The 21,021-nt window shown below is 63.1% G+C and carries 20 protein-coding genes and 1 pseudogene; 8 read left to right on the forward strand and 13 right to left on the reverse strand.

The features are described from left to right. Position 1: 1 nt before the first annotated feature. Both SM754_RS16375 and SM754_RS16380 read left to right on the forward strand, forming a co-directional pair. Positions 2-1,240 (forward strand): AGE family epimerase/isomerase, encoded by a 1,239-nt coding sequence (locus SM754_RS16375; protein ID WP_323677274.1) that lies wholly within the window; start codon positions 2-4, stop codon positions 1,238-1,240. Next, positions 1,228-2,289, forward strand: a complete 1,062-nt coding sequence (locus tag SM754_RS16380; protein WP_323677275.1) for a lactonase family protein — start codon at positions 1,228-1,230, stop codon at positions 2,287-2,289. The genes SM754_RS16375 and SM754_RS16380 overlap by 13 nt, the downstream gene beginning before the upstream one ends. Positions 2,290-2,322: 33 nt before the next feature. On the opposite strand, the gene SM754_RS16385 is transcribed toward SM754_RS16380, so the two are convergent. Then, positions 2,323-3,090, reverse strand: coding sequence for an SDR family NAD(P)-dependent oxidoreductase (locus SM754_RS16385; RefSeq protein ID WP_323677276.1), 768 nt, complete (start codon positions 3,088-3,090; stop codon positions 2,323-2,325). A 342-nt stretch (positions 3,091-3,432) separates the two neighbouring features. On the opposite strand from SM754_RS16385, the gene SM754_RS16390 reads away from it, so the two are divergent. Together SM754_RS16390 and SM754_RS16395 are read left to right on the forward strand one after the other, a co-directional pair. Further along, positions 3,433-4,377: a mannonate dehydratase gene (locus SM754_RS16390; protein WP_323677295.1), complete on the forward strand. Its 945-nt coding sequence runs from the start codon at positions 3,433-3,435 to the stop codon at positions 4,375-4,377. A 10-nt stretch (positions 4,378-4,387) separates the two neighbouring features. Beyond that, the gene (locus tag SM754_RS16395) at positions 4,388-5,278 is read left to right on the forward strand and encodes an NAD-dependent epimerase/dehydratase family protein (RefSeq protein WP_323677277.1); all 891 of its coding nucleotides are present in this window, start codon (positions 4,388-4,390) and stop codon (positions 5,276-5,278) included. Between the two features lie 78 nt (positions 5,279-5,356). Here the strand turns inward: SM754_RS16395 and SM754_RS16400 are convergent, their stop codons facing one another. From SM754_RS16400 to SM754_RS16450, 11 genes are all read right to left on the reverse strand, one after another. Further along, positions 5,357-6,124, reverse strand: a complete 768-nt coding sequence (locus SM754_RS16400) for an SDR family NAD(P)-dependent oxidoreductase (RefSeq protein WP_323677278.1) — start codon at positions 6,122-6,124, stop codon at positions 5,357-5,359. Between the two features lie 277 nt (positions 6,125-6,401). Beyond that, on the reverse strand, positions 6,402-6,614 hold the full coding sequence (locus tag SM754_RS16405; RefSeq protein WP_323677296.1) for a hypothetical protein: 213 nt from the start codon (positions 6,612-6,614) through the stop codon (positions 6,402-6,404). A gap of 238 nt (positions 6,615-6,852) precedes the next feature. After that, on the reverse strand, positions 6,853-7,089 hold the full coding sequence (locus SM754_RS16410; RefSeq protein ID WP_323677279.1) for a hypothetical protein: 237 nt from the start codon (positions 7,087-7,089) through the stop codon (positions 6,853-6,855). 150 nt (positions 7,090-7,239) lie between these two features. Then, entirely contained in the window at positions 7,240-8,565 is a 1,326-nt protein-coding gene (gene xylA, locus SM754_RS16415) for a xylose isomerase (protein ID WP_323677280.1), read from the reverse strand. 206 nt (positions 8,566-8,771) lie between these two features. Continuing rightward, the gene (locus SM754_RS16420; protein WP_501993813.1) at positions 8,772-9,806 is read right to left on the reverse strand and encodes a zinc-dependent alcohol dehydrogenase family protein; all 1,035 of its coding nucleotides are present in this window, start codon (positions 9,804-9,806) and stop codon (positions 8,772-8,774) included. Between the two features lie 2 nt (positions 9,807-9,808). Then, entirely contained in the window at positions 9,809-10,936 is a 1,128-nt protein-coding gene (locus SM754_RS16425) for an ABC transporter ATP-binding protein (protein ID WP_323677282.1), read from the reverse strand. Between the two features lie 4 nt (positions 10,937-10,940). Continuing rightward, complete coding sequence (locus SM754_RS16430) at positions 10,941-13,151, reverse strand: TrmB family transcriptional regulator (protein WP_323677283.1); 2,211 nt, start codon at positions 13,149-13,151, stop codon at positions 10,941-10,943. A 2-nt stretch (positions 13,152-13,153) separates the two neighbouring features. After that, positions 13,154-14,017 carry a carbohydrate ABC transporter permease gene (locus SM754_RS16435; RefSeq protein ID WP_323677284.1) on the reverse strand — a complete coding sequence of 288 codons (864 nt, stop codon included), beginning with the start codon at positions 14,015-14,017 and terminating at the stop codon, positions 13,154-13,156. Beyond that, complete coding sequence (locus tag SM754_RS16440) at positions 14,010-14,948, reverse strand: carbohydrate ABC transporter permease (RefSeq protein ID WP_323677285.1); 939 nt, start codon at positions 14,946-14,948, stop codon at positions 14,010-14,012. The genes SM754_RS16435 and SM754_RS16440 overlap by 8 nt, the downstream gene beginning before the upstream one ends. Before the next feature lie 21 nt (positions 14,949-14,969). Further along, complete coding sequence (locus SM754_RS16445; RefSeq protein ID WP_323677286.1) at positions 14,970-16,361, reverse strand: extracellular solute-binding protein; 1,392 nt, start codon at positions 16,359-16,361, stop codon at positions 14,970-14,972. Between the two features lie 316 nt (positions 16,362-16,677). Next, a complete protein-coding gene (locus SM754_RS16450) occupies positions 16,678-17,709 on the reverse strand; it encodes an NAD(P)-dependent alcohol dehydrogenase (RefSeq protein ID WP_323677287.1) in 1,032 nt (343 codons plus the stop codon). A gap of 768 nt (positions 17,710-18,477) precedes the next feature. Here SM754_RS16450 and SM754_RS16455 point away from each other — a divergent pair. The 4 genes from SM754_RS16455 (at position 18,478) to SM754_RS16470 (ending at position 20,741) form a co-directional block, all read left to right on the forward strand. Next, positions 18,478-18,927, forward strand: coding sequence for a universal stress protein (locus SM754_RS16455; RefSeq protein WP_323677288.1), 450 nt, complete (start codon positions 18,478-18,480; stop codon positions 18,925-18,927). 124 nt (positions 18,928-19,051) lie between these two features. Beyond that, the gene (xseA, locus tag SM754_RS16460) at positions 19,052-20,104 is read left to right on the forward strand and encodes an exodeoxyribonuclease VII large subunit (protein ID WP_323677289.1); all 1,053 of its coding nucleotides are present in this window, start codon (positions 19,052-19,054) and stop codon (positions 20,102-20,104) included. Positions 20,105-20,106: 2 nt separating this feature from the next. Next, positions 20,107-20,289 (forward strand): exodeoxyribonuclease VII small subunit, encoded by a 183-nt coding sequence (gene xseB / locus SM754_RS16465; RefSeq protein WP_323677290.1) that lies wholly within the window; start codon positions 20,107-20,109, stop codon positions 20,287-20,289. Between the two features lie 203 nt (positions 20,290-20,492). Beyond that, positions 20,493-20,741 (forward strand): hypothetical protein, encoded by a 249-nt coding sequence (locus SM754_RS16470; RefSeq protein WP_323677291.1) that lies wholly within the window; start codon positions 20,493-20,495, stop codon positions 20,739-20,741. A gap of 106 nt (positions 20,742-20,847) precedes the next feature. Here SM754_RS16470 and SM754_RS16475 read toward each other — a convergent pair. Beyond that, positions 20,848-21,021: pseudogene (locus SM754_RS16475) on the reverse strand (IS5/IS1182 family transposase); the annotation flags it as partial.

A 21,021-nucleotide genomic window follows, 5' to 3' on the forward strand; every position in this document is an offset into this window, starting at 1 on the left:
CATGGTGCAGGGGACCGATGCAGACAGAGCGCAGTTACTCGCTACGCTCCGGATACAGTATCCGGACACCCTGGCCGACGCGGGCTATTCACTCCTTGACCCCGTCTCCGGCGAACAGTTCGGTACGAACGAAAGGCACCTCGTGGCGACGTGTCGCGCCGTGGCTAACTTCTCGATGGGGACGATAGCGAACGGACCCGAATGGTGTCTTCCCGCGGCCGAACACGGACTCGAGTTCCTGGATACAGGACATCGGGCAGCCGACGGTGATGGCTACTACCTCGTCGTCGACGGTGACGGGAAGCCGATGGATGAGACGCGATCGGCCTACGCTCACGCCTTTGTGCTGCTGGCCTACGCCAGGGCCGTACAGGCGGGGATCACCGACGTTACGGCTGGTCTGGAAGCGACACACGACCTCCTTGAGGAGAAGTTTCGGGATGACCGAGGGTTGCTCCGGAGTGACTGTGATACGGACTGGAACGAACTGGAAGCGTACCGGGGACAGAACGCGAACATGCACGCCTGCGAGGCGTACGTCGCGGCCTACGAAGCGACCGGGGAGGAGCGCTATCTGGGCCGGGCCAGGACCATCGCCGCCGGCATCACCGTCGAACTGGCCGCGGAGACCGGCGGCTTGCTCTGGGAACATTACACCGCGCAGTGGGACCACGACTTCGGGTACAATCGCGACGAACCGCACCACCAGTTTCGCCCGCCAGGGTACCAGCCCGGCCACCACGCCGAGTGGGCGAAGCTGCTGGGCCTGCTCGACCGTCACGAGACCGATCCCGCGACCCGCCCGAGAAGACTGGACACCGACGGTGGGTGGTATTCGCGTGCCGTCGAACTGTTCGACGCGGCGGTCGACCTCGGCTGGACGACTGATGGCTTCGCCTACACGGTCGACCGTGACGGGGAAATCCTCGTGCCGGACCGGTACGGGTGGGCCGTGGCCGAGGGGCTCGGTGCGGCGGCCGTCCTCCGTGAACGGGCGGAAGTACACGGCGACGAAGAAGCGGCACGCCGGTTCGACAAGTGGGGCGACCAACTCGAGGCGGCGGCCGACGGCTATCGTGGTCCGGCGGGTCTCTGGTACGAGAAATGCCTCGCGGCGCAGGAGTGTGGCGACCCGATCCCACCGGAGCCACCCGGCGTCGAACCCGACTATCACCCGGCAGGCGCCTTCTTCGAGTGCTGGCGGTCGGCGGAGGACGCTGCAACGGTATGGGACCGATGACGGGATCACGGGAGAACCTCGCCGTCGTCGGGACGTACACCGATGACGGGGGCGACGGACTGGTGACATTCGCCGTCGACCCGGATCAACACACACTCGAGCAACGTGATATCGTCAAGGCGGCCAATCCCTCCTTCTTCGCCTTTCACCCCTCGAACGAGACGCTCGTCGCCGTCGAGGAAGTCGAGGACGGGTCGCTCGTCTCGTGCCACCTTGACGATGAAACCGGCCGGCTCCGTCAATCCAATCGAACCTCCTCCGGCGGGGATGGGCCGTGTCACGTCGCCATCGACCCGACCGGCAAATACGCGGTCGTCTCCCACTACGCTGGCGGGTCGGTCGGGCTCGTCGGCCTCGGGTCCGAGGGGGAATTCGCCGGTGTCGTGGATTGCCAGGAGCACGATGGGAGTGGCCGGGATCCGTCGCGACAGGCCAGTCCCCACCCCCATTCGGCGAACTTCGTCACCGACAATGTCGTCTACGTGCCAGACCTCGGAACCGATCGTCTGTTCGTGTACGAACTCGATCGAGCGGCGGACCGGCTCCGGCCGGTCGAATCGGGTCACCTCGACGTCCAGTCGGGCGCCGGCCCGCGCCACTTCGTCAGGCATCCGGACGTTCCGGTCGGCTACCTCGTCAACGAGCTTGACTCGACAATCACGGTCCTCGACCTCTCCAACGTTCGGCACCCGATGGCGACTGAGTCGATATCGACGCTCCCTCCGGATCCCGATCCGGGCGAGAACATGGCCGCGGCGATCCACATCGATCCGCGGGGCGAATACCTCCTGAGTTCGAACCGCGGCCATGACAGCATCGCCCGCTTCGATGTCGCGGCGGAGCCGTCCACGCCAGAATTTGTCGGCACTACCCCGAGCGGCGGCCAGTGGCCACGCGAGTTCACGTTCTCGCCCGTCGGCAGCACAATCTACGTTTGCAACCAGCACTCGAACGCAGTCCTCCCACTCGAGTTTTCGGACGGCGACTTGCGAGAATCCGACGCGGCCGGCGTTTCCATCGCCGCACCGGCGTGTATGAAGTTCCGGTGACGGACCGTCCCGCCTATCCCGGCGTCGATCGCGTCAGCGCACGACGTAGCCGCCGTCGATAACGACTGAGGCGCCAGTGACGTAGCTGGCGGCGTCGGAGGCGAGGTAAACGGCGAGTGGCGCGATGTCCTCTGGATCGGCAAACTCGTCCAGCAACATCTCCTCGCGCCAGGTCTCGACCCAGGATTCATCGACCTCGGCGATGATCCCCGTGTCGGTGTAGCCGGGATTGATGTTGTTCACGCGGACGCCGTCGTCTGCCCACTCGGAGGCCAGCTGGTTCTTGAACGCCTCCATCCCGCCCTTCGAGGCCTGGTAGTCGACCTGGTGCTGTGGGTAGTTCGCGATGAAGGCCGCGTTCGAGGAGATGTTGACGATCACGCCGCTGGCCGACCGCAGTTCGTCCTCGGCGAACTTCGCACAGCGGTAGGCGCCCGTGAGGTTCACGTCGATCGTCTCCTCGAACTCCGCGATGGATTTCTCCGAGACGGGGTTGTGCTGGGCAATCCCGGCGTTGTTGACCAAGATGTCGAGGCCGCCGAACTCCTCGACCGTCGCGTCGATCAGCGCCTGCACTTCCTCGTCCTCCGTCACGTCGGTCGGAACTGCCAGTGTATCGGTCCCGTGCGCTTCGGCGATCTCGGTCGCCGCCGCCTGACAGCTCTCTTCGCTTCGGTTCGCCACGACGACGTTCGCACCCACCTCGGCGTACGCGTCGGCGATCGCCTTCCCGATCCCCTGGCCGCCACCCGTCACGATCGCCGTCTCACCATCTAGCCTGAACTGGTCTAGAACTGCCATACGTACCCCTCACGTAGTAACCCAATAATGGTTGGGCATCCCCGCGGCGAACCGCTGGCAAGGGTTGATGGCGACAGTGTCAGGACAGCGATGATCGGCCGAAATCGAGGTGGAATGCGATCGTAGTCACCCCAACGTATTTCGAGTCCGTGTGTGAATATGGAACCACATGCGCGTGACAAGCGAGCAGCGACGAGACCCGGAGCTGTATCGATCCGATTCGATCGGAAGCACTCGCGGCTTCGTCGACAAGCGGGGCGAGCAGGCATGACAGCTGAAACGGGCGCTGACGCCGACCGCGGTGCTAGCCGGGCCAGGGCCGACGATCCCGACCCGGACGCCATGCAGCCGGCGCTCATCCTGCCACCGCGGCCCGACGAGCGGTGGACCATCGCGAAGCAACTGGGCGTCGACAGCGCGGTCGTCCGCTTCTGGGGCGAGGAGGAGTGGTGGGAATTCGACCACCTGCAACGGACCGTAGCCCGTTTTCGCGATCACGGCTTCGACCTCGACGTCGTCGAGGACCGCCCGCCGATGGAGAAGACCGTCCTCGGTGAGGATGGCCGCGACGAGGAGATCGAGACGGTGAAGACCCTCATCCGGAACATGGGGCGGCTCGATATCGACACGTACTGCTGGGTCTGGACCGAGAATCCCGTCGGCGTCGTCCGGACGTCGGATTCGCTACCCGGCCGCGGCGGGTCCGAGATGATCGGCTTCGACAGCGAGTGGCTGGAACGGGCACCGGACCACCCGGCAGCCGGGATTACCGAAGCGGAACTCCGGGAGAACCTCGAGTACTTCCTCGACCGGGTTGTTCCGGTCGCGGAGGTGGCCGGGGTGAATCTCGCGCTCCACCCGGACGACCCGCCGCGGTCGCCGATCCGTGGCGTCCCCCGCATCGTCACATCGGTTGAGGACTACCGCTGGATTCTCGACCTTCACGACAGTCCGCGCCACGGCATTACCTTCTGCCAGGGGAACTTTTCGGCCATGGGCGCGGACATCCCGGAGACGATCGGGGAGTTCGGCGATCGCATCCACTTCGTCCACTTCCGTGACGTCGCGGGCGACAGCGATTCGTTCGTCGAGACGTGGCACGACGAGGGGCCGACGGACATGAAAGCGGCCATCGAGGCCTACCGAGAGGTCGGCTTCGACGGGCCGATCCGGCCGGACCACGTCCCCCGCATGGTTGGCGAGGACGACCGCGAGGAGGCGATGGCCGGCTACACAAACATGGGCCGGCTGTTCGCGATCGGCTACATTCAAGGGCTGCTAGAGTGAGTATACCACGATGACGATATCCACAGTCGCCGTCACCGGCGGGAACGGAAAGATCGGCAGCGCGATTCTGGCCCACCTGGCCGACCACGGGTACGAGACCGTCGACATCTCCCGGGGGAAGCGCCGCGAAGAGGTCGCCGACTCGTACATCACGGCGGACCTCCTCGACGCCGGAGAGACCTACGGAGCCGTGGCCAAAAGCGACGCAGACGCGATCGTTCACATGGGGACAATCCCGAACCCCTACGGCAATCCCGACTACGAGGTGTACCGGAGCAACGTGATGTCGGCGATGCACGTGCTTGAGGCCGCGGACGGCCTCGGCCTCGAGGCGGTCTGTCTCCCCTCGAGTATCAATGCACTCGGCAGCGAACACCAGGAGCGACCGGCCGACGTCCGATACCTACCGGTGGACGAAACCCACCCACGGACGCCCGACGATTCCTACGGCATCGCCAAACACGCGATGGAGGTCACCGCCGACGGCGTCGGACGCCAGCCGTCGACCGATCTAACTATCGCCTCCTTGCGGTACCCGTGGGTGACGGCCGAGGAGGAGATGCGAGAGTCCTTCGTCGAACCCGATCGCTCGCTCAATCGGCTGGACGAGGTCCACCCGGCGACCGGACACGACGTGCTCTTCAGCTACCTGGAGATCAGGGACGCCGCCGCCATCGCCCGCAAGGCCATCGAGGCGGACTTCGATGGCCACGAGACCTTCTGGGCGGTCGCCGGCGACACGACGGCCGACGCACCGACAGCCGACATCGTCGAGGAGTTCTACCCCGACGCGGAACGACGGGCCGACTTTGCCGGCCACGAAGGGCTGGTCGACCTCTCCAAGGCGGCCGACCTCCTAGGATGGGAACCCGAGCACAGCTGGCGAGACCTGGACCAGTAGTGTTTCTCTAACGGCCGCCGTCTCGCCGAGACGGTCTGATAGTCGCTGCTCTCCCGGTAGAGGGGGAGCCTGACGCGGTTACCGGACGGTGTAGCCTCCGTCGATGACGACCGATTCGCCCGTGACGTACCACGCGGCGTCGGAGGCGAGGTAGACGGCAAGTGGCGCGATGTCGGCCGGTCGAGCGAACTCGTCGACGAGCATCTCCGACCGCCAGGTTTCGACCGTCTCCTCGCCGTGGACGATGTTGTCGGTGAAGACGTAGCCGGGATTGAGGTTGTTCACGCGGATCCCGTGTTCGGCCCATTCGGATGCCAGCTGGTTCTTGAACGCCTCCATCCCACCTTTCGAGACCTGGTAATCGACCTGGTGCTGTGGATAGTTCGCGACGAAGGCCGACATCGAGGAGACGTTCAGGATCACGCCGCCACCGTCGCCTTTCATCACCTCGCCCGCATACTTGCTACAGCGATAGGCACCAGTGAGATTGATGTCGATCGTCTCCTGGAACTCCACGACGGATTTGTCCGCCACGCTGTTGTGATAGGTGACCCCGGCGTTGTTGACGAGCACGTCGATACCACCGAAAGTATCGACGACCTCCTCAACCATCGCCCGCACGTCGGCCTCACTGGTGACGTCGGTCCTGACGGCGAGTGTCTCAACGTCGGCGTCCGCCGCAATATCGGCGGCCGCCTCCGCCCCGGCGTCTTCGTCTCGGTTCGCGATCACGACGTTCGCGTCGACGTCGGCCAGCCCCTCGGCAATGGCCCGCCCGATACCGCGGTTGCCGCCAGTCACGATCGCCGTCCGTCCGTCGAGCCGAAACGAGTCCAGCACGCCCATAGCGGTCGTTCGCCCCGACGCTACATCAAGGTACGTTCCCCGCGAGCACGTGGCTGGCCATTCTTTTCCACTCTTTTCATCCCCGGCGTCCAACGGGTTCTTGATGGATCAACCGGGGACGTCGCATGGGCCCTCCGACGGGGCCAGCAGCAGTTCCCTGCCGATCCCGTTCGTGAGGAGGTCCGCTCGTTCGTCGACTCGTATCGTGACCGGGTCGAAGCGAGCAACCGCGGCGAGTAGCCCTCGTAACGGCTGTCCGTTGCTCGCGCGGTCAGTCTCAGACGACCGCCACCGAGCGGCCGTCGTGGACGATCCCAGTAAGTACGCTGACTGTGCGGGCAGAGTCATCGGACTTCCAGATCCGTCGCCCGATCAGCAGTCCCCGAGCGTCGGCGTCCATCGCCTCCTCAACCAAGGCGAACATCTCCCGCGTCGATCCACCTGCCGGCCCGTCGAGGATTATTACCGGGACCGGTGTGTTCGCGATGATTTCTTCGGAGGAGCCGACGCTGCCGGTGTAGGGTGCCTTGGGGGACGTCTGCCCCGAACTCCCAACCCATACTCAGCGTGTCGGCGACGTACTCGACGTTCCAGCGGAAGGTCGCAATGCCGTCGCGCCCGAACACGAGGATCGTCTTGACCCCCACGGGATCGAGATCACACAGTAATTCGACGTCGAAGGCCGGCGTCCAGATGTCCTCGCCCTCGTCGTGGCCCGGACTGGTCGATCAGGTCACTACGTCGGCTGTGAGTATCGTCTCGATACCGACGCGTTCGATTCGGTCGCTGTCGCGACGTGCGAAGTGGGGTCCGACGAGAACCGTATCCGGTTCGCCGGCGAGGACGTGATCGAGCGTGGCGGCGGGATATGCGAACTCCTCCGGTGCCCCCAGCGAGAGCCCGTGGTCCAGTGCGACGACGACCGCGTTACCCGACGGTGTATCCAGCAATGCGTGCCCTGTCATCGTCGTATCCCATGGTACCATCCAACAAGATAGTTCCCTGACCGGCAGCGGGTGGTTGCGCTTGGTGAGGGGGACGAAACGGCCAGCGAACGGGCGGACGAAGAACGATGGCCGGTATCCCGCAAGAGTCAGGAACGAACGGCGCCGAGATCAGAATTTGGCGATGTGACGGTTGAGGATCAGTTCGAGGCGTTCCTGTCGGCCGGAATCGAGTTCCGGCGGCCCGTTGTTCTCCGCGTACTCCGCGAGAGCGACCAGATCGGTTTGCCCTGCGGCGACGTCGGCGTGGATAGACTCCTCGTAGCCCGAATACCGGGATTCGACGAACTCTTCAAGAACGCCGGACTCTCGTAGGTCCTGGGCGACGAGCAGACCCTTGGCGAAGGTGTCGATTCCGGAGACGTGGCCGTAAAAGAGGTCGACCGGCTCGAAGGACTCCCGGCGAACCTTCGCGTCGAAGTTCAGGCCACCGGGGGCGATGCCACCGGCCTCGAGGATTTCCAGCATCGCCAACGTCGTGGTCTTCGTGTCGGTTGGAAACTGGTCAGTGTCCCAGCCAAGCAGTTTGTCGCCCTGGTTCGCGTCGATGCTGCCGAGAGCGTCGTTGATCCGCGCGTAACGGAGTTCGTGCTGGAACGTGTGGCCGGCGAGGGTCGCGTGATTTCCCTCCAAGTTGAGGTTGAAGTCTTCTTCCAGCCCGTACTTGCGCAGGAAGGAGAGCACCGTCGCAGCGTCGAAGTCGTACTGGTGTTTGGTCGGCTCCTTGGGCTTCGGTTCAATCAGCAACTGCCCGTCGAAGCCGATGTCGTCCGCGTAGTCGGCGACCATCCGGAGGAAGCGTGCGAGGTTCTCGAACTCGCGGTCCATGTCCGTGTTCAGCAGCGTTGTATACCCCTCGCGGCCCCCCCAGATGACGAAGTTCTCCCCGTCGAGGCGGGTGGTCACGTCCAGTGCCTGTTTCGTCTGGGCGGCGGCGTGGGCGTAGACGTCCGCGTTCGGTGAGGTCGCCGCGCCGTGGGCATACTTCGGCTCGTAGAAGAGCTGGGGGGTCCCCCAGAGTAACTCGATGCCGGTCTCGTCCATCCGGTCTTCGATGCGGTCGACGATCCGGTCGAGGTTGGCGTTGGACTCCGCGATCGTCTCGCCGCTCGGCGCGACGTCGCGGTCGTGGAAACAGAAGTACGGCACGCCGAGTTTCTCGATGAACTCGAAGGCTGCGTCGACGCGGGCTTCCGCGCGTTCCATCGGGTCCTCGACGTCGTCCCAGGGCCGCTGCATCGTGCCGGCCCCGAACGGATCGGTGCCCTCCTCGACGAACGTGTGCCAGAAGGCGACGGAAAAGCGGAGGTGTTCCGCCATCGTCTTCTCGCCGACGCGGCGCTCCGGGTCGTAGTAGGCATACGAGAGCGGGTCGTCGGACTCCGGTCCTTCGTACGATACGGTCTCAACGGCAGGGAAGTATTCGTCCTGAGTCATTGGATGTCGTGTATCGGTGTCGTTTCGTGCGTGTGGGGGTCGGTTCGCGTCATAAATTTGTGCGTGTCGAATTCGGCTCGCTCCGTCGTTTCCACCGCTCGATCGCCGGCTGTCGACCTGCTCAAAGCGGCCCGGTGACCGGCGGGGCGACCGCGGTCAGTGACCGGCAGCGACCGGGACCGTGGCGTCGTGGTCGGCGGGCAGGGTCAGGACTCCTCCTGGCCCGGCACGACCATTTTCTTCAGCCCCTCGGCCCGTTCCATCCGGTCGAAGGCCGATGGGATATCGTCCAGGCCGATCCGCTCGGTGATCAGCGACGCCGCGTCGATCCGTTCCGTTCGCAGGAGCGTCACCGCCCGTTCGAAGGACTCCCGCGTCAAGGCGTAGGTGCCGTGGATGTCGATCTCATTGAAGTAGATGTCGAACGGCGACACCTCCATCGTCGCGTCCTGATCGGGGACGCCGAAGATCAACGTCGTGCCGCCGTCGGCCGTCATCGCGTGGGCCTGCTCGATCGTGGCCACCTTGCCGACGACCTCGATACTCGCTTCGACCGGGCCGATCTCTTCCCGGATAGTCTCGACGGGATCCTCTTCCGCCGGGTCGACCACGAGGTCCGCCCCGAACTTCTTGGCGAGGTCGCGCCGGTCCTCGTCGAGTTCCGAGACGGCGATGGGCGCCACGCCGCGGTTCCGCAACGTCTGGAGCAGCATGAGCCCGATCGGGCCGGCACCGACGAGTGCCACACTGTCGCCCTGGGTGACGTTCGCTCGGTCGGCGCCGTGGACACAGCACGCGAGCGGTTCGGCTAGCGCGGCGTATTCGTAGGGCACGTCGCCGATCCGTTCGACGTTGCTCGCCGGGACCCGCACGTACTCCGCGAACGCACCGTCGATAATCTTCTCGCCGGCGCCACCCACGGACGTGTTGTTCTCACAGAGGTGCGTGTCCCCACGCTTGCACGCCGAACACGCGTTACACGGCAGGACGGGGTTGATCGCGACGCGGTCGCCGGCCGCAAAGCCGTCGACATCGTCGCCGACCGCCACGACCTCGCCGGAGCTCTCGTGGCCGAGGACGACCGGCGTGTTCGCGCCGAGCGCGCCGTGGTACACGTGGTAGTCGGTCATACAGACGCCACAGGCGGCGACCTGGACGACCACGTCGCCCGGGTCGGGCTCCGGGCGGTCCCGCGTCTGGACCTCCATCTCCCCGACGTCGGTCAGGACGGCGGCGTCCATGTTCATGCGACCTTCACCTCCCGCTGGTACTTGATCGTCTCGCCGGTCTCGTCGAAGAGGTGGACGACGTCGGGGTCGAACGTGAACTCGAACTGCGTGCCCTCCTCGGGTTCGAACGCCGAGTTCACGCGTGCGGTCCACTCTGTCCCGCCGACGTCCATGTAGAGGAAGTTGTCGCTCCCCATCGGCTCGACGACGGCGACCGGGGCCTGCTGCACCCGGTCCCCTGCTTGCTGGTCCGTCACGCGCCTGATGTCCTCCGGGCGGACGCCAAGTTCGAGTTCCCGCCCGGCTTCGAGGCGCAGGGACTCGCCGAAAGCCGAGACCGGATACGAGAAGACGTCCGCCCCTTCCACCGAGACCAGGTGGGGTCGGCCGTCAACATCCCTGACTTCGACGTCGAGGAAGTTCATCGACGGCGAGCCGATGAACCCGGCCACGAAGCGATTGACCGGTTTGCTGTACACCTCGTTCGGCGGCCCCACCTGCTGGAGTTCGCCGTCGTTGAGGACGACGATCCGGTCACCCATCGTCATCGCCTCGGCCTGGTCGTGGGTGACGTAGATCGACGTTACCTCGAGTTCGTTCTGGATGCGGCTGATCTCCGTGCGCATGTGGGTCCGGAGCTTCGCGTCCAGGTTCGAGAGGGGCTCGTCGAAGAGGAAGGCCTCAGGTTCCCGAACGATCGCCCGTCCCAGTGCGACCCGTTGCTGTTGGCCGCCCGAAAGCTGTTTGGGCTTGTCGTCGAGCAGGTCCGTGATCCCCATCATCTCCGCGGCCTCCTCAACGCGCTCTTTGATCTCCGCGTCGGGCATGTCCGTCGAGAGCTGGAGGCCAAATCCCATGTTCTCCTCGACGGTCATGTGGGGATAGAGCGCGTAGTTCTGGAACACCATCGCGATGTTCCGTTCCCGCGGTTCGAGGCCGTTGACGCGGGTGTCACCGATGGTGATGTCGCCGCTCGTGACGGTCTCTAGCCCGGCTATCATCCGCAGGCTCGTCGACTTTCCACACCCCGACGGCCCGACGAGGACGAGGAACTCCCCGTCTCTCACTTCGAGGTCGAGGCCATCGACGGCCATCAGGTTGCCGAATCGCTTCGTGACGTCGTTGAGTACTATTTGTGCCATTGTTTTACTGGAATTTGTGTTCGTAGGTGTCGATGAACTGCTTCACTTGGTCGTAGGTCGGTGGCCTGCCGTTTCGAACGAACTCCCCGGCGAACGCGTTGGCCACGACAAGCTGTGCATTCCCGGGAAGCCCGTTAAGCTGGGCGATCATCAGTCCGGTGTTGAAGTGATCGCCCGAGCTGGTCGTCAGCGTCGGGTTCGGGTATCGCGGGATTGCGGTCCGGTACGTCGCGTCGTCGTCGACGTAAACGGATTCGACGGGCGAGTGAGCGACGAACCGCGAGACGTCCAGGGTCTCCTGAGCGAGTTGTGCGCCGTCGGCCAGCGAGCGCTCGTGGTCGTCCTCGGATCGTAAGTTCGAGAGGACCAGCGTTTCGCCACGGTTCGCGCTGACGGTCACCGGGACCGTGTCGTCTAGCATGTCCAAGGAGTCGATTCCGGCACGCAGCCGGTCGCCCGACAGGCGGCGGACGTCCGAGGGATCGACGAAGACCGCCTCGGGCGGATCCGCCAGTTTCGGCCACACCTCCGTGCGCACGCCGTCCCAGATCGTCGGCATCAGCGGAATGTTCGTCCAGTAGCCGACGCCGAGGAGGTCGGTCCCGTCGATTGCCTCGATGAGGGTCTCCAGGCCGACTTTCTCCTTCAGCGTCTTCCAGTCGACCGTCGCGTGGTCGCCTGTGTCCTGGATCATGAACTTCCCGTCGCGGAACTCCACCGCGTCGGTCAGCGTGGGTTCGCCGTAACTCAGCAGCTGGTTCTCGTCGAACTCCTCACGGAACTCGCGGCGAACGGGGTCGCCGAAAGTTCCGATCATCGTCGGTTCGGAGCCGAGTTCGCCGAACGCACGAGCGAGGTGCGCGGCGATGCCGCCACAGCGGGTATCCAGCTGGACCCACTCGTTCGAGAAGGAGGTGTTCGAGGAGGCCGACTTGCTGATACGGTCACCGAGTTCGCGCAACTCGCCGAGGCGATCGTACTCGTGGGGCCCCTGCCGCTCGTCGACCATCTCCCGGACCTCGTCGATGAACCCGTCGAAGCCGAGGGCGATGTCCCACGTGCCGGGTTGCTCCGGGAGGAGTTCGCGACAGGTCTCGACGTGGGCCACGGTGTTTTCGTCGAGGCCGTTCGGCTCGCCACGGGCCCCGCGCTCGTACACCCGGATCTCCCGGCTGGCGTATCGCTCCCCGGTGACTTTCCAGCCGCCGACTGTCGCGATCCCCTCCTCGCCGTATATGTCGACCTCGAGGTACGCACGGACGTCGTAGGGGAGGTAGTGATAGCCGGTCAGCACGCCGCTTTTCGTGACGCGTTCTCCCGACTTGATGTCGTCAGCGGTGAACTCCACCTCGAAGGAATCGGCAGGGCGGGACTCCGTCGCGCGTTTCAGGTCCGACAGGCAGTTCCTGATGCGGACGTACTCCGCCGGAAAGGTCGGATCCTGCTGGCCGTACTTCGTGCCGGTGGCGATCGACCAGATGGCGACGTCGACGAACCGGTCGAGCTGGAAGGCGAGTTCTGGGTTGGTGATCCGAAAGCCCTGTTCGGGGGTTTCGATCCCCGCCCCGTTGCTCCAGAAGAAGGCCTCGACGCGGTCGCCGATGACGATGATCGATTCGTCCGTCTCAACCCCGCGCACGTAGTCGACGGTCTCCGCGACTTCATCCGGAAGCTCGACCTCCCCGTCGGTCGCCTCGCTGTCGTTCAGGTTCGAGACGATGAGCTGGGTCTTGACCGACTCCGTCGCCGACAGCGCCTCGGAGAACGTGCCGATCAGCTCCTGTGGCAACATCGCGAGGATGCTCCGATCGGCCCCGCGAATGATGTCACGGACGTGTTTCGCCATCGATTCCCGGCTCGTGAGGAGGCTCACACCGCTTTCGTCCACGGGGGCCCGCTGGTGGAGCGCAGCCAGCTGACTCTCGACCTCGTCGAGCCGGTTGACCAGCGGGTTGAGAGTCGTACTCGGGTCGATCGCATACGCCTTCCGGGGGCGATCGTCGGTGATCTCGATGAACCCCCGGTCGCGGAGGTCGTCGGCGACGTTGTACACGCGCTGTTTGGACGCTTCGCAGTGGCCGGCGATTTCGGCCATCGTCTGCTTGCCGTGCTCAATCAGCGCCAGATAGACGTCCGCCTCCACCTCGGACATTCCCACGTTCTCCGTGAGCACCGATTGAATTTCCGCGATATCCGCAGATTCGTAGCGATCCATGCTTACTGTTTCATCGCACCCATCGTCAGGCCGCTCACGAGGTAGTTCTTCACGATCAGGCCGAAGATTACCATCGGTGCCAGGATGACGACGCCGACGGCCATCAGCTGCCCCCAGTGGGTGCCGGTCTGGGTCACAAGCTGTGAGGCTGCGACGGGGATCGTCTGGGTCGTCGAGTTGGTGAAGATCAGCGCGAACATGAAGTCGTTCCAGGCGTAGACGATCGAGATGATCGCCGTCGCGCCCATGCCGGGCAGCACCAGCGGCACAGCGACCTTATAGAACGCCTGCCAGCGAGTCGCCCCGTCGATCCGGGCGGCATCCTCGATCGCCACCGGGATCTCGTCGAAGAACGACCGCATGAGCCAGATGGCGAAGGGGAGGTTGAACGTGGTGTACGCGATGACAAGACCCAGGTGGGTGTTCAACAGGCCTGCGTACTGGTAGATGAAGTACAGCGGGACGATGACGACGGCAATCGGCGCCATCCGCGTACTGATGATCCAGAACGCCAGGTGCTTCTTCCCGCGGATCTGCAGCCGCGAGAGGCCGTAGCCACCGAGCGTCCCCAGGCCGACAGCGACCACCGCCGAGGCGATGGAGACCATGACGCTGTTGATCAGGTAGGGGGTCAGCGGATTCGACCCGAAGAACAGTTCCTCGTAGTACTGCATGGTCGGTTCAAAGATGATTGTCGGCGGCATCTCGAACATCCCCGTCCGCAGTTTGAACGACGAGATGATCATCCATAGGATCGGAACGAGCGTCCAGACGACGAACACGCCCAGGATGAGGTAGGGCGCGTAATCGCCGATCCAGTCTCGCGTGCGTTTCTCCATGCTGATGTCGGGATTCTGACTACTCATTGTCACCGGCACCTCCCATGATCGATTCGACGAAAACGATGCCGATGATTACCGTCACGGCGAGCATCACGAGGCCGAGTGCGGCACCGTAGCCGAGCTTGTAGAAGCGAAGCGCCTGCTCGTAGATCTGGAACCCGATAATCTTCGTCGAACTCGCCGGACCGCCGCCGGTCGCGAGGTAAATCTTCGTGAAGTAGCGCATCAGGTCCATCGATCGCAACAGGACGGCGATTGCGAGCGCCGGCGCGAGCAGCGGGAGCGTGATGTACCGGAACTCGGACCACAGCGTCGCGCCGTCCACGCGTGCGGCCTCGTAGAGTTGCTGTGGGATTGATTTCAGCCCTGCGAGGATGATCAGGACGACCAGTGGCGTCCATTGCCAGGTGTCCATGATGATCACCGCGATCAGCGCACTGGGCTCGGTCCCGAGAACCGGATTGTTTGTGAACAGCCCGACCTGGTTGAGCAGCCACGTGTAGAGTCCAAAGGAGGGGTCAAGGAGGAACTGCCAGAGCAGTCCGACGACCACCGGTGCGATCATCATCGGCATGATGATGATGCCGGTCATGAAGTTCTCGCCCCTGGACACCCGGTGGAGCAAGATTGCGATGAGCGTTCCCAGGACGATCTGCAGGGCCAGCGCGCCACCGACGTACACCGCGGTGACCTCCCAGCTGTTGATGATCGCCTCGTTGAACATCGCCTGGTAGTTCTGGATACCGATGAACGTCGGCTCCTGGCCCGGCTGGGCGTTGATCTTCATCACCGACATCCAGAGCAAGGCGAGGAGCGGAATGATACTCAGGACGCCCAGCACGATGATGCTCGGCGCGAGCAAAATCGACTCGAAGGAGACGGGGAGTCTCCCCAGTATTCCGGAGTCCGCCTCCGAGTCTTGGCCCACGTACAGTTCTGAATCCGTTGTTGTCATAATATGATGAAAGGGGCCGGCTTAGAGGATGTTCGACCAGCCGGAGTCGACGGCTTCCATCGCTTCCTGCGGGGACTGGTTGCCCGCAACCATGGCCGACAGCTCGGAGTACAGCGTCTCGTTGAGCTGTGCCCACTGAGACGGCTTCGGCCGGGTGCCGACGTAATCGGGCTCCCAGGCAGTTTGGACGTCCGGAACGACGTTGGGGTACTGGCTCTCATGGGAGGGCTGCTCGCTGGCCTCCTGGACGTCGTCGCGCTCGAAGACGGAGGTTCGCGTCGGCGTCCCGCCCTGTTCGAGGGTCCGCACCTGCATCTCCGGGGACGTCGCCCAGGTGATGAACTCCCAGGCCGCTTTCTTCTCTTCCGGTGAAGCGTGGGCATTCATCGCGATGCCCGAACCACCGAAGAGGTTGACCGAGCGGTTCGGTCCCTGCGGGAGCAGGGCCCAGCCGACGTTCTCGGCGACGTCGCTGGAGTCCGAACTCGCGAAGGAAGCGTTGAATTCGTGCCACTCGGGGGTCATCGCGATCTCGCCGTTGGCGAACGCGTCGCCGACGCCGGACCAGGTCCAGGACGTCGACCCGGGGTGGGCGACGTCCAGCAGGTCGGCGTACAACTGTGCCGCCTCGACGCCGGTGTCGCTGGCGAAGGATGGTTGTGGGTCGTCGGGCCACTCGTCGTCGACGTGTCCGCCGAACCCTTCGACGTCCTCGGCGCCGTACGCCCAGAAGACGTTGTGGAAGTCACACTGCAGCGAGTCGTGCTGCTGGGCCTGGTGGCCCGTCCCGTAGGGGACCTCGTCGACGTTCTCGTTGATCCACTCCGCCATCTGCAGGTACTCCTCCCAGGTCCTCTCTGCCCCGGGTTCGAAGGGGAAGCCGAGGTCGCTCTCGGCCTCGTCTTTGTAGTTCTCAATGATGTCACGACGGTAGGCCCACATCATCGTCGGGTTGTCGTAGGGGAGCCCTCGCAGTTCGCCGCCGAACTGCCCACAGATCTCCAGCTGGCTGGAGATGAAGTCGTCCACGCCGTTGGGCACGTCGGCGTACTCGTCGGAGTCGATGTACGGCTGGAGGGGTTCCATCGAGTCCCAGAACCGGCCGCCGACCATGTAGGGGTCCGCGTAGAACACGTGGATGTCCCCGGCACCGCTGTTGAGGTCGCTGGCGAGCCGCTCGGAGTAGTTGTTGTACGGCGCGAGGGTGATACTCACCTCGATCCCCGTTTCCTCCGTGAACTGGTCGAGCTGCTCGTCAACGGCGACGCTCGGCGGCGTCGACTCCGAGATGAACGAGATCTCGTCGGCCGGCTCGACGTCCTCGGCAGCCGTGGCGGTGCCGTTCCCGTTGCCGCCGCCGTTGCCGCCATCGCCCGAACAGCCGGCGAGGCCAGTGAGCCCGATCGCGCCCACGGCACCTGTTGTTTTTATGAAGGTTCTCCTGCCTTGCCGATTAGTGTTATCGTCCTGCATGGACGGATCCACTCTCGAGTTAATAATACAGTTTAATAAAAATTTGGTTCCAAAGATCATGATAGATTTGACTGCCGAAATCGTAGAGTTTCCCCGGTAGAAAGGTTCTCCGTTAGCAACCGTGCGAAAGTTGTGATTTCATCGTTGTTCCGGGCAAACACGACGGCGAAGCCGTCGCCGTCACCGCAAAGCGGTCGCTTCAGTCAGCGGGAGAAAACCTTTGTTCAAACGGGCGAGAACAACGGTGGTCCACGCCTTACTCCCCGATGGAGACCATGCCCTTGATCACGTCCGGTTCCATCGCCCGTTCGAAGGCGTCGTTCACCGACTCCAGCCCCGACTCGAAGTCGATGATCCCCTCGACGTCTACGGTGCCGTCCGCCAGGAGGTCCACCGCGGCCTGGTACGTGTTCTTGTAGCGGAAGGAGCCGTAGACGTCGAGTTCGTTGTCGATGATCTCGATGACGTCGAGCGGGATTTCGCCGTCCCCGGGAAGTCCCACGAAGACGATCGACCCACCCCGACGAACGGCGTCCGTCGTCGACTGGATCGACGGTGCCGCCCCCGACGCCTCGATCACGACGTCGACGCCCTCGCCGTCGGTGTACTCCTCGATAGCGTCGGCGAGATCGCGCTGAGTGACATCGATTGCGAGGTCCGCACCGCGTTCCTCGGCGAAGTCGAGCTTCTCCTCGACGACGTCCGATATCAGGACGTCCGTCGCGCCGGCCGCGCGGGCGGCCTCCATCGCGAGCAGGCCGATCGGCCCAGCGCCGGTGATCAACACCGAATCGCCCGTGCCGACGTTGGCCCGGTTGCAGGCGTGGATGCCGACCGACAGCGGTTCACAGAGCGCGCCGGCGCGGGTGGAGACGTTGTCCGGGAGGCGGAAGGCGTAGTCGGCCGGCCAAGAAACGTACTCGACGAAGGCGCCGTCGTGGGGCGGCGTCGCCATGAAGACGACGTCCTCACAGAGGTGGTAGTCACCGCGGCGACAGTGGGAACACCGGCGACAGGGCACGCCGGGTTCGAGCGCGACCCGGTCGCCGATGTCGATGCCCTCGACTTCGCTGCCCGTCTCGACGACCTCGCCGGCGCTCTCGTGGCCCAGCACGAGGGGGTAGTCGACGACGTATTCACCGATCCGCCCGTGTTCGTAGTAATGGACGTCGGAGCCACAGATGCCGACGTCGCGGACCTGAACCAGGACCTCATCGGCCGCCGGGGACGGTTGCTCACGCTCTTCAAACTCGAACTCCTCCGTGTCCGATAGCACTGCTGCTCGCATCGTACCTCCGTTTCGGGTGGATTGATAAAAATCACCATGCTATACTACAGGAATTTGGTAGGAACTGGCGACGGCCTCGGCCCAGGATCTGCTCTCGCTGCCCGCGGGTTGCCGAGAGCGGGATATGCGATGGCGTGGAGAGCCCCACCTCACCGGCCGGTTTTCGCGTTCCGTCGCGGCTGGTTGCTCCCCCGGCCAGTGCCAGTGCCCACGAGGGGTATTCCAGAACAACAGAGTATCACCAGATATACGTCAAGATATTATTGGATAGCCTTCTGTTACTATATTTCGAATATATGGATGACCTTGATAAACAAGAATTGGAGTTCTTACTCGATTATGGAGCAACCACAGACGATGACAAAGAGGAGCTGCGAACCCTAAATAAGGAACTTCGAAGGGTGATTGATTTTATCTCAGAAGAGACAGCGTAATAACCACACTCGGACACTTGATAGGCTTAGACAAGATTTAGGCCCGGTGAGTTTTTGGAACCCCGGCAGGTGGTACTTCTCACACCCCCAATCGCTCAGCAGATAGGCTGTAGTAGCTGACCGATGGATTCAAGACAAATAGTAAGAATTCTTATGTAGAACTATCTAATGAGCACCGACGATCCTGAAGTAACCACCGTGAGCGGGGAGTACGTTCCCCCTGCCTCTACTGAGGCATAGAACGGGGGTCTACGCGAAAGCCTCAGGGCTTGACACCGAGGCGATTTAGGAATAGTGATGCAAATTTTAAGGTGGAGTAGAATGACGAACGTGTGTGTCATTAGAAAACATCCTACTTACTATTGGTCCCGGGGATAAAGATCGTGCTGAGAAACTCGCCGAGTTCGTCGTCGATATCGCGGGGCCAGCTGATACTACGGTAATCCTCGCGCACGTATTCACGCAGGATGAGTATTCGGCTGCGACTGAGCGGTTAGGAATCAAGAGTCCCACAGAAGTAACGCCGGATGAGGTGGCACGGCGCCATGAAACAACCCGATCAATTTCGGAAGCGCTGGAGGAGGCTGGAATAAGCTACGAGATTCGAGGAGCGGTTGGTTCCCACGGTGAGGAGATTATTCGGCTTGCAGCGGATGAGCACTCTGGGCTTGTCGTTGTTGGGGGGCGGAAACGCTCACCAACGGGGAAAGCTGTGTTTGGGTCGACAGCGCAAGAAGTCATGCTCACTGCGCCGTGCCCAGTTACGTTTGTCCGGGGAGAGTAGTTGAGGGCGGTTCAATTAAACGAGCATTCTGTGCGTCATTCACTTTCGTTTGGTTATCGGGTCGCGCGTGCTTCTCGGACGTCTGCCCCGTCACGAAGTTTGTCAGGACAGTAGGGAAACGGAGATGGCGGACGTACCGGATACCGGCCGGCAGGCGGTCGAACCCGATGCGAGAGAGGTCCTTAGCGTGTCCCAGCTGAACGACCGGATCGCGTCGGTCGTCCAGGACACGCCTGCCCTCAACGGCGTCCGCTGTATCGGGGAGGTCACTGACCGCCACAAGAACAGTACGGCGCTCTACTTCACGCTCACCGACGGCGAGGCCGAGCTCCCCTGTATGATCTGGGCGAACCGTTACCGGGAGATGGACGCCGACCTCGAGGACGGGACCGAAGTCATCCTCGAGGGCGATATCGACTACTGGGTCGAAGGTGGGAAAATCGACCTCAAACCGTGGGAGGTGATCGTCGTCGGCGACGGCGACCAGGCGGCTGCAGTCGAGCGACTGCGAAGCGAACTCGAAGAGCGTGGCTGGTTCGACGACGAGCAGAAACAGCAACCGCCGGCCTTCCCGGAGCGGGTCGGCGTCGTCACGTCCCTTCGAGGAGACGCCCGGTACGACATCCAGAACGCGATCCACGGACAGGACCCCACCGTCGACATCCTGGTGAAGGACGCAACCGTCCAGGGGTCGAACGCGCCGACGTCCATCGCGAACGGCATTCATCATCTCGACCGCTCGGAGGACGTCGACGCCATCATTGTCGGTCGGGGCGGTGGGAGCGATTCGAACCTCCAGGCCTTCAACACTGAGCGGATTGCGGAGGCGATTTTTACCGCGAATACCCCGGTAGTCACCGCGATTGGACACACTGATGACCGGCTCATCGCGGATCAGGTGGCGGACGTCGCGACGATCACGCCGACCGCCGCTGGCGAGTATATCGTGAACTCCCGCCAAGAGTTCCTTGCGAGTGAGATCGAGCCGCTGGAGCAACAGCTCGACGCCGCGTACGAGACCTTCCAGCAGGACCACGAACACGAACAGGAGCTCGACGAAGCAGTCGATGAAGCGACCGCACCCGAGGGCCTCCCACCGATTTACTACAAGGTCGCCATCGTAGTGCTGCTGTTGCTGTTGTTGGTCATCACCGGACTTTGGCTGGGGGTGATCTAACCGTGGCAAACGACTCCGAAATCCACGATCGACTGAGTCGCGTCGAAGAAATCATTGAGCAGCTCGATGCGGACGAGTGTGACCTCGATGAAGGGATAAGGCTCCACGAGGAAGGTCAGGAACTCTTGGCCGAAGTGCGAGAAATCCTTGACAACGGGTGTGGAGAGGTTATGGAACTCGAGTAGAGCGCCATCCTAATCTTAACCAACAGACGGCGGTATTTAGCCCCATTGTTGGTTAACTGTACCCTTGCGAGGTGAACGAGCTCTCCGGTTATAATTTACTTTAGATTTTTGCGCCAGTTGGTGGCCAGAAAGCATATACCGATCTTCTAGCTATCGCACCACCATGGACCGGGGCTCAACCGGTGCATACCCACCCCGCACATATGATCACACGGGCAGTCACCATCGAAGACATCGATGATCTGTACCTGACGTGGAACAGCCATATCAACGGTTCCGCCCTCTATCGCCGCGCCCTCCGAGATGAGATGGAGCTTCGCGACGTCGACCCCGACGAGCTTCGAGATCTCTTCGAACGGGCCCGCGAACAGGGCTACACGAAAGACGAGATCGTCGACGAGACCAACCGCTACTCTGATCTGAAAGCACTCGTCGACGACGCAGAGGAATAACTCGCTATGTCACAGGACAATACGCCCTCCGAGACGGCCCCGAATCGCGCCGACAGCCAGTCCACGGCGGCAAGTAGGCTTCCCAGAGGGTGTCATAGAACTCTTCTCACACCGTGATGATCGTACTTCCCGGATTGTCTCCACGTTCGTAGTTGGTAATAGCGACGATGAGGCGAAGGTACAGGGCAACAAACACCTGCGCCCGTGCGTGGACGCGGCCTCGGGCGTGCGTTCGCCCGAGGCCGCAGTCCTTCACTGATTCGTTGGTTCGTTCGACTCC

It is taken from the genome of Halorubellus amylolyticus (genome assembly GCF_034808145.1).
GTDB lineage: Archaea > Halobacteriota > Halobacteria > Halobacteriales > Natrialbaceae > Halorubellus.

Bases quoted from the DNA above. Each gene is read 5' to 3' on its own strand.
- SM754_RS16375 (WP_323677274.1), top strand. From the start codon at position 2: ATGGTGCAGGGGACCGATGCAGACAGAGCGCAGTTACTCGCTACGCTC.
- SM754_RS16380 (WP_323677275.1), top strand. From the start codon at position 1,228: ATGGGACCGATGACGGGATCACGGGAGAACCTCGCCGTCGTCGGGACG.
- SM754_RS16385 (WP_323677276.1), bottom strand. From the start codon at position 3,090: ATGGCAGTTCTAGACCAGTTCAGGCTAGATGGTGAGACGGCGATCGTG.
- SM754_RS16390 (WP_323677295.1), top strand. From the start codon at position 3,433: ATGCAGCCGGCGCTCATCCTGCCACCGCGGCCCGACGAGCGGTGGACC.
- SM754_RS16395 (WP_323677277.1), top strand. From the start codon at position 4,388: ATGACGATATCCACAGTCGCCGTCACCGGCGGGAACGGAAAGATCGGC.
- SM754_RS16400 (WP_323677278.1), bottom strand. From the start codon at position 6,124: ATGGGCGTGCTGGACTCGTTTCGGCTCGACGGACGGACGGCGATCGTG.
- SM754_RS16410 (WP_323677279.1), bottom strand. From the start codon at position 7,089: ATGACAGGGCACGCATTGCTGGATACACCGTCGGGTAACGCGGTCGTC.
- xylA (WP_323677280.1), bottom strand. From the start codon at position 8,565: ATGACTCAGGACGAATACTTCCCTGCCGTTGAGACCGTATCGTACGAA.
- SM754_RS16420 (WP_501993813.1), bottom strand. From the start codon at position 9,806: ATGGACGCCGCCGTCCTGACCGACGTCGGGGAGATGGAGGTCCAGACG.
- SM754_RS16425 (WP_323677282.1), bottom strand. From the start codon at position 10,936: ATGGCACAAATAGTACTCAACGACGTCACGAAGCGATTCGGCAACCTG.
- SM754_RS16430 (WP_323677283.1), bottom strand. From the start codon at position 13,151: ATGGATCGCTACGAATCTGCGGATATCGCGGAAATTCAATCGGTGCTC.
- SM754_RS16435 (WP_323677284.1), bottom strand. From the start codon at position 14,017: ATGAGTAGTCAGAATCCCGACATCAGCATGGAGAAACGCACGCGAGAC.
- SM754_RS16440 (WP_323677285.1), bottom strand. From the start codon at position 14,948: ATGACAACAACGGATTCAGAACTGTACGTGGGCCAAGACTCGGAGGCG.
- SM754_RS16450 (WP_323677287.1), bottom strand. From the start codon at position 17,709: ATGCGAGCAGCAGTGCTATCGGACACGGAGGAGTTCGAGTTTGAAGAG.
- xseA (WP_323677289.1), top strand. From the start codon at position 19,052: ATGGCGGACGTACCGGATACCGGCCGGCAGGCGGTCGAACCCGATGCG.
- SM754_RS16470 (WP_323677291.1), top strand. From the start codon at position 20,493: ATGATCACACGGGCAGTCACCATCGAAGACATCGATGATCTGTACCTG.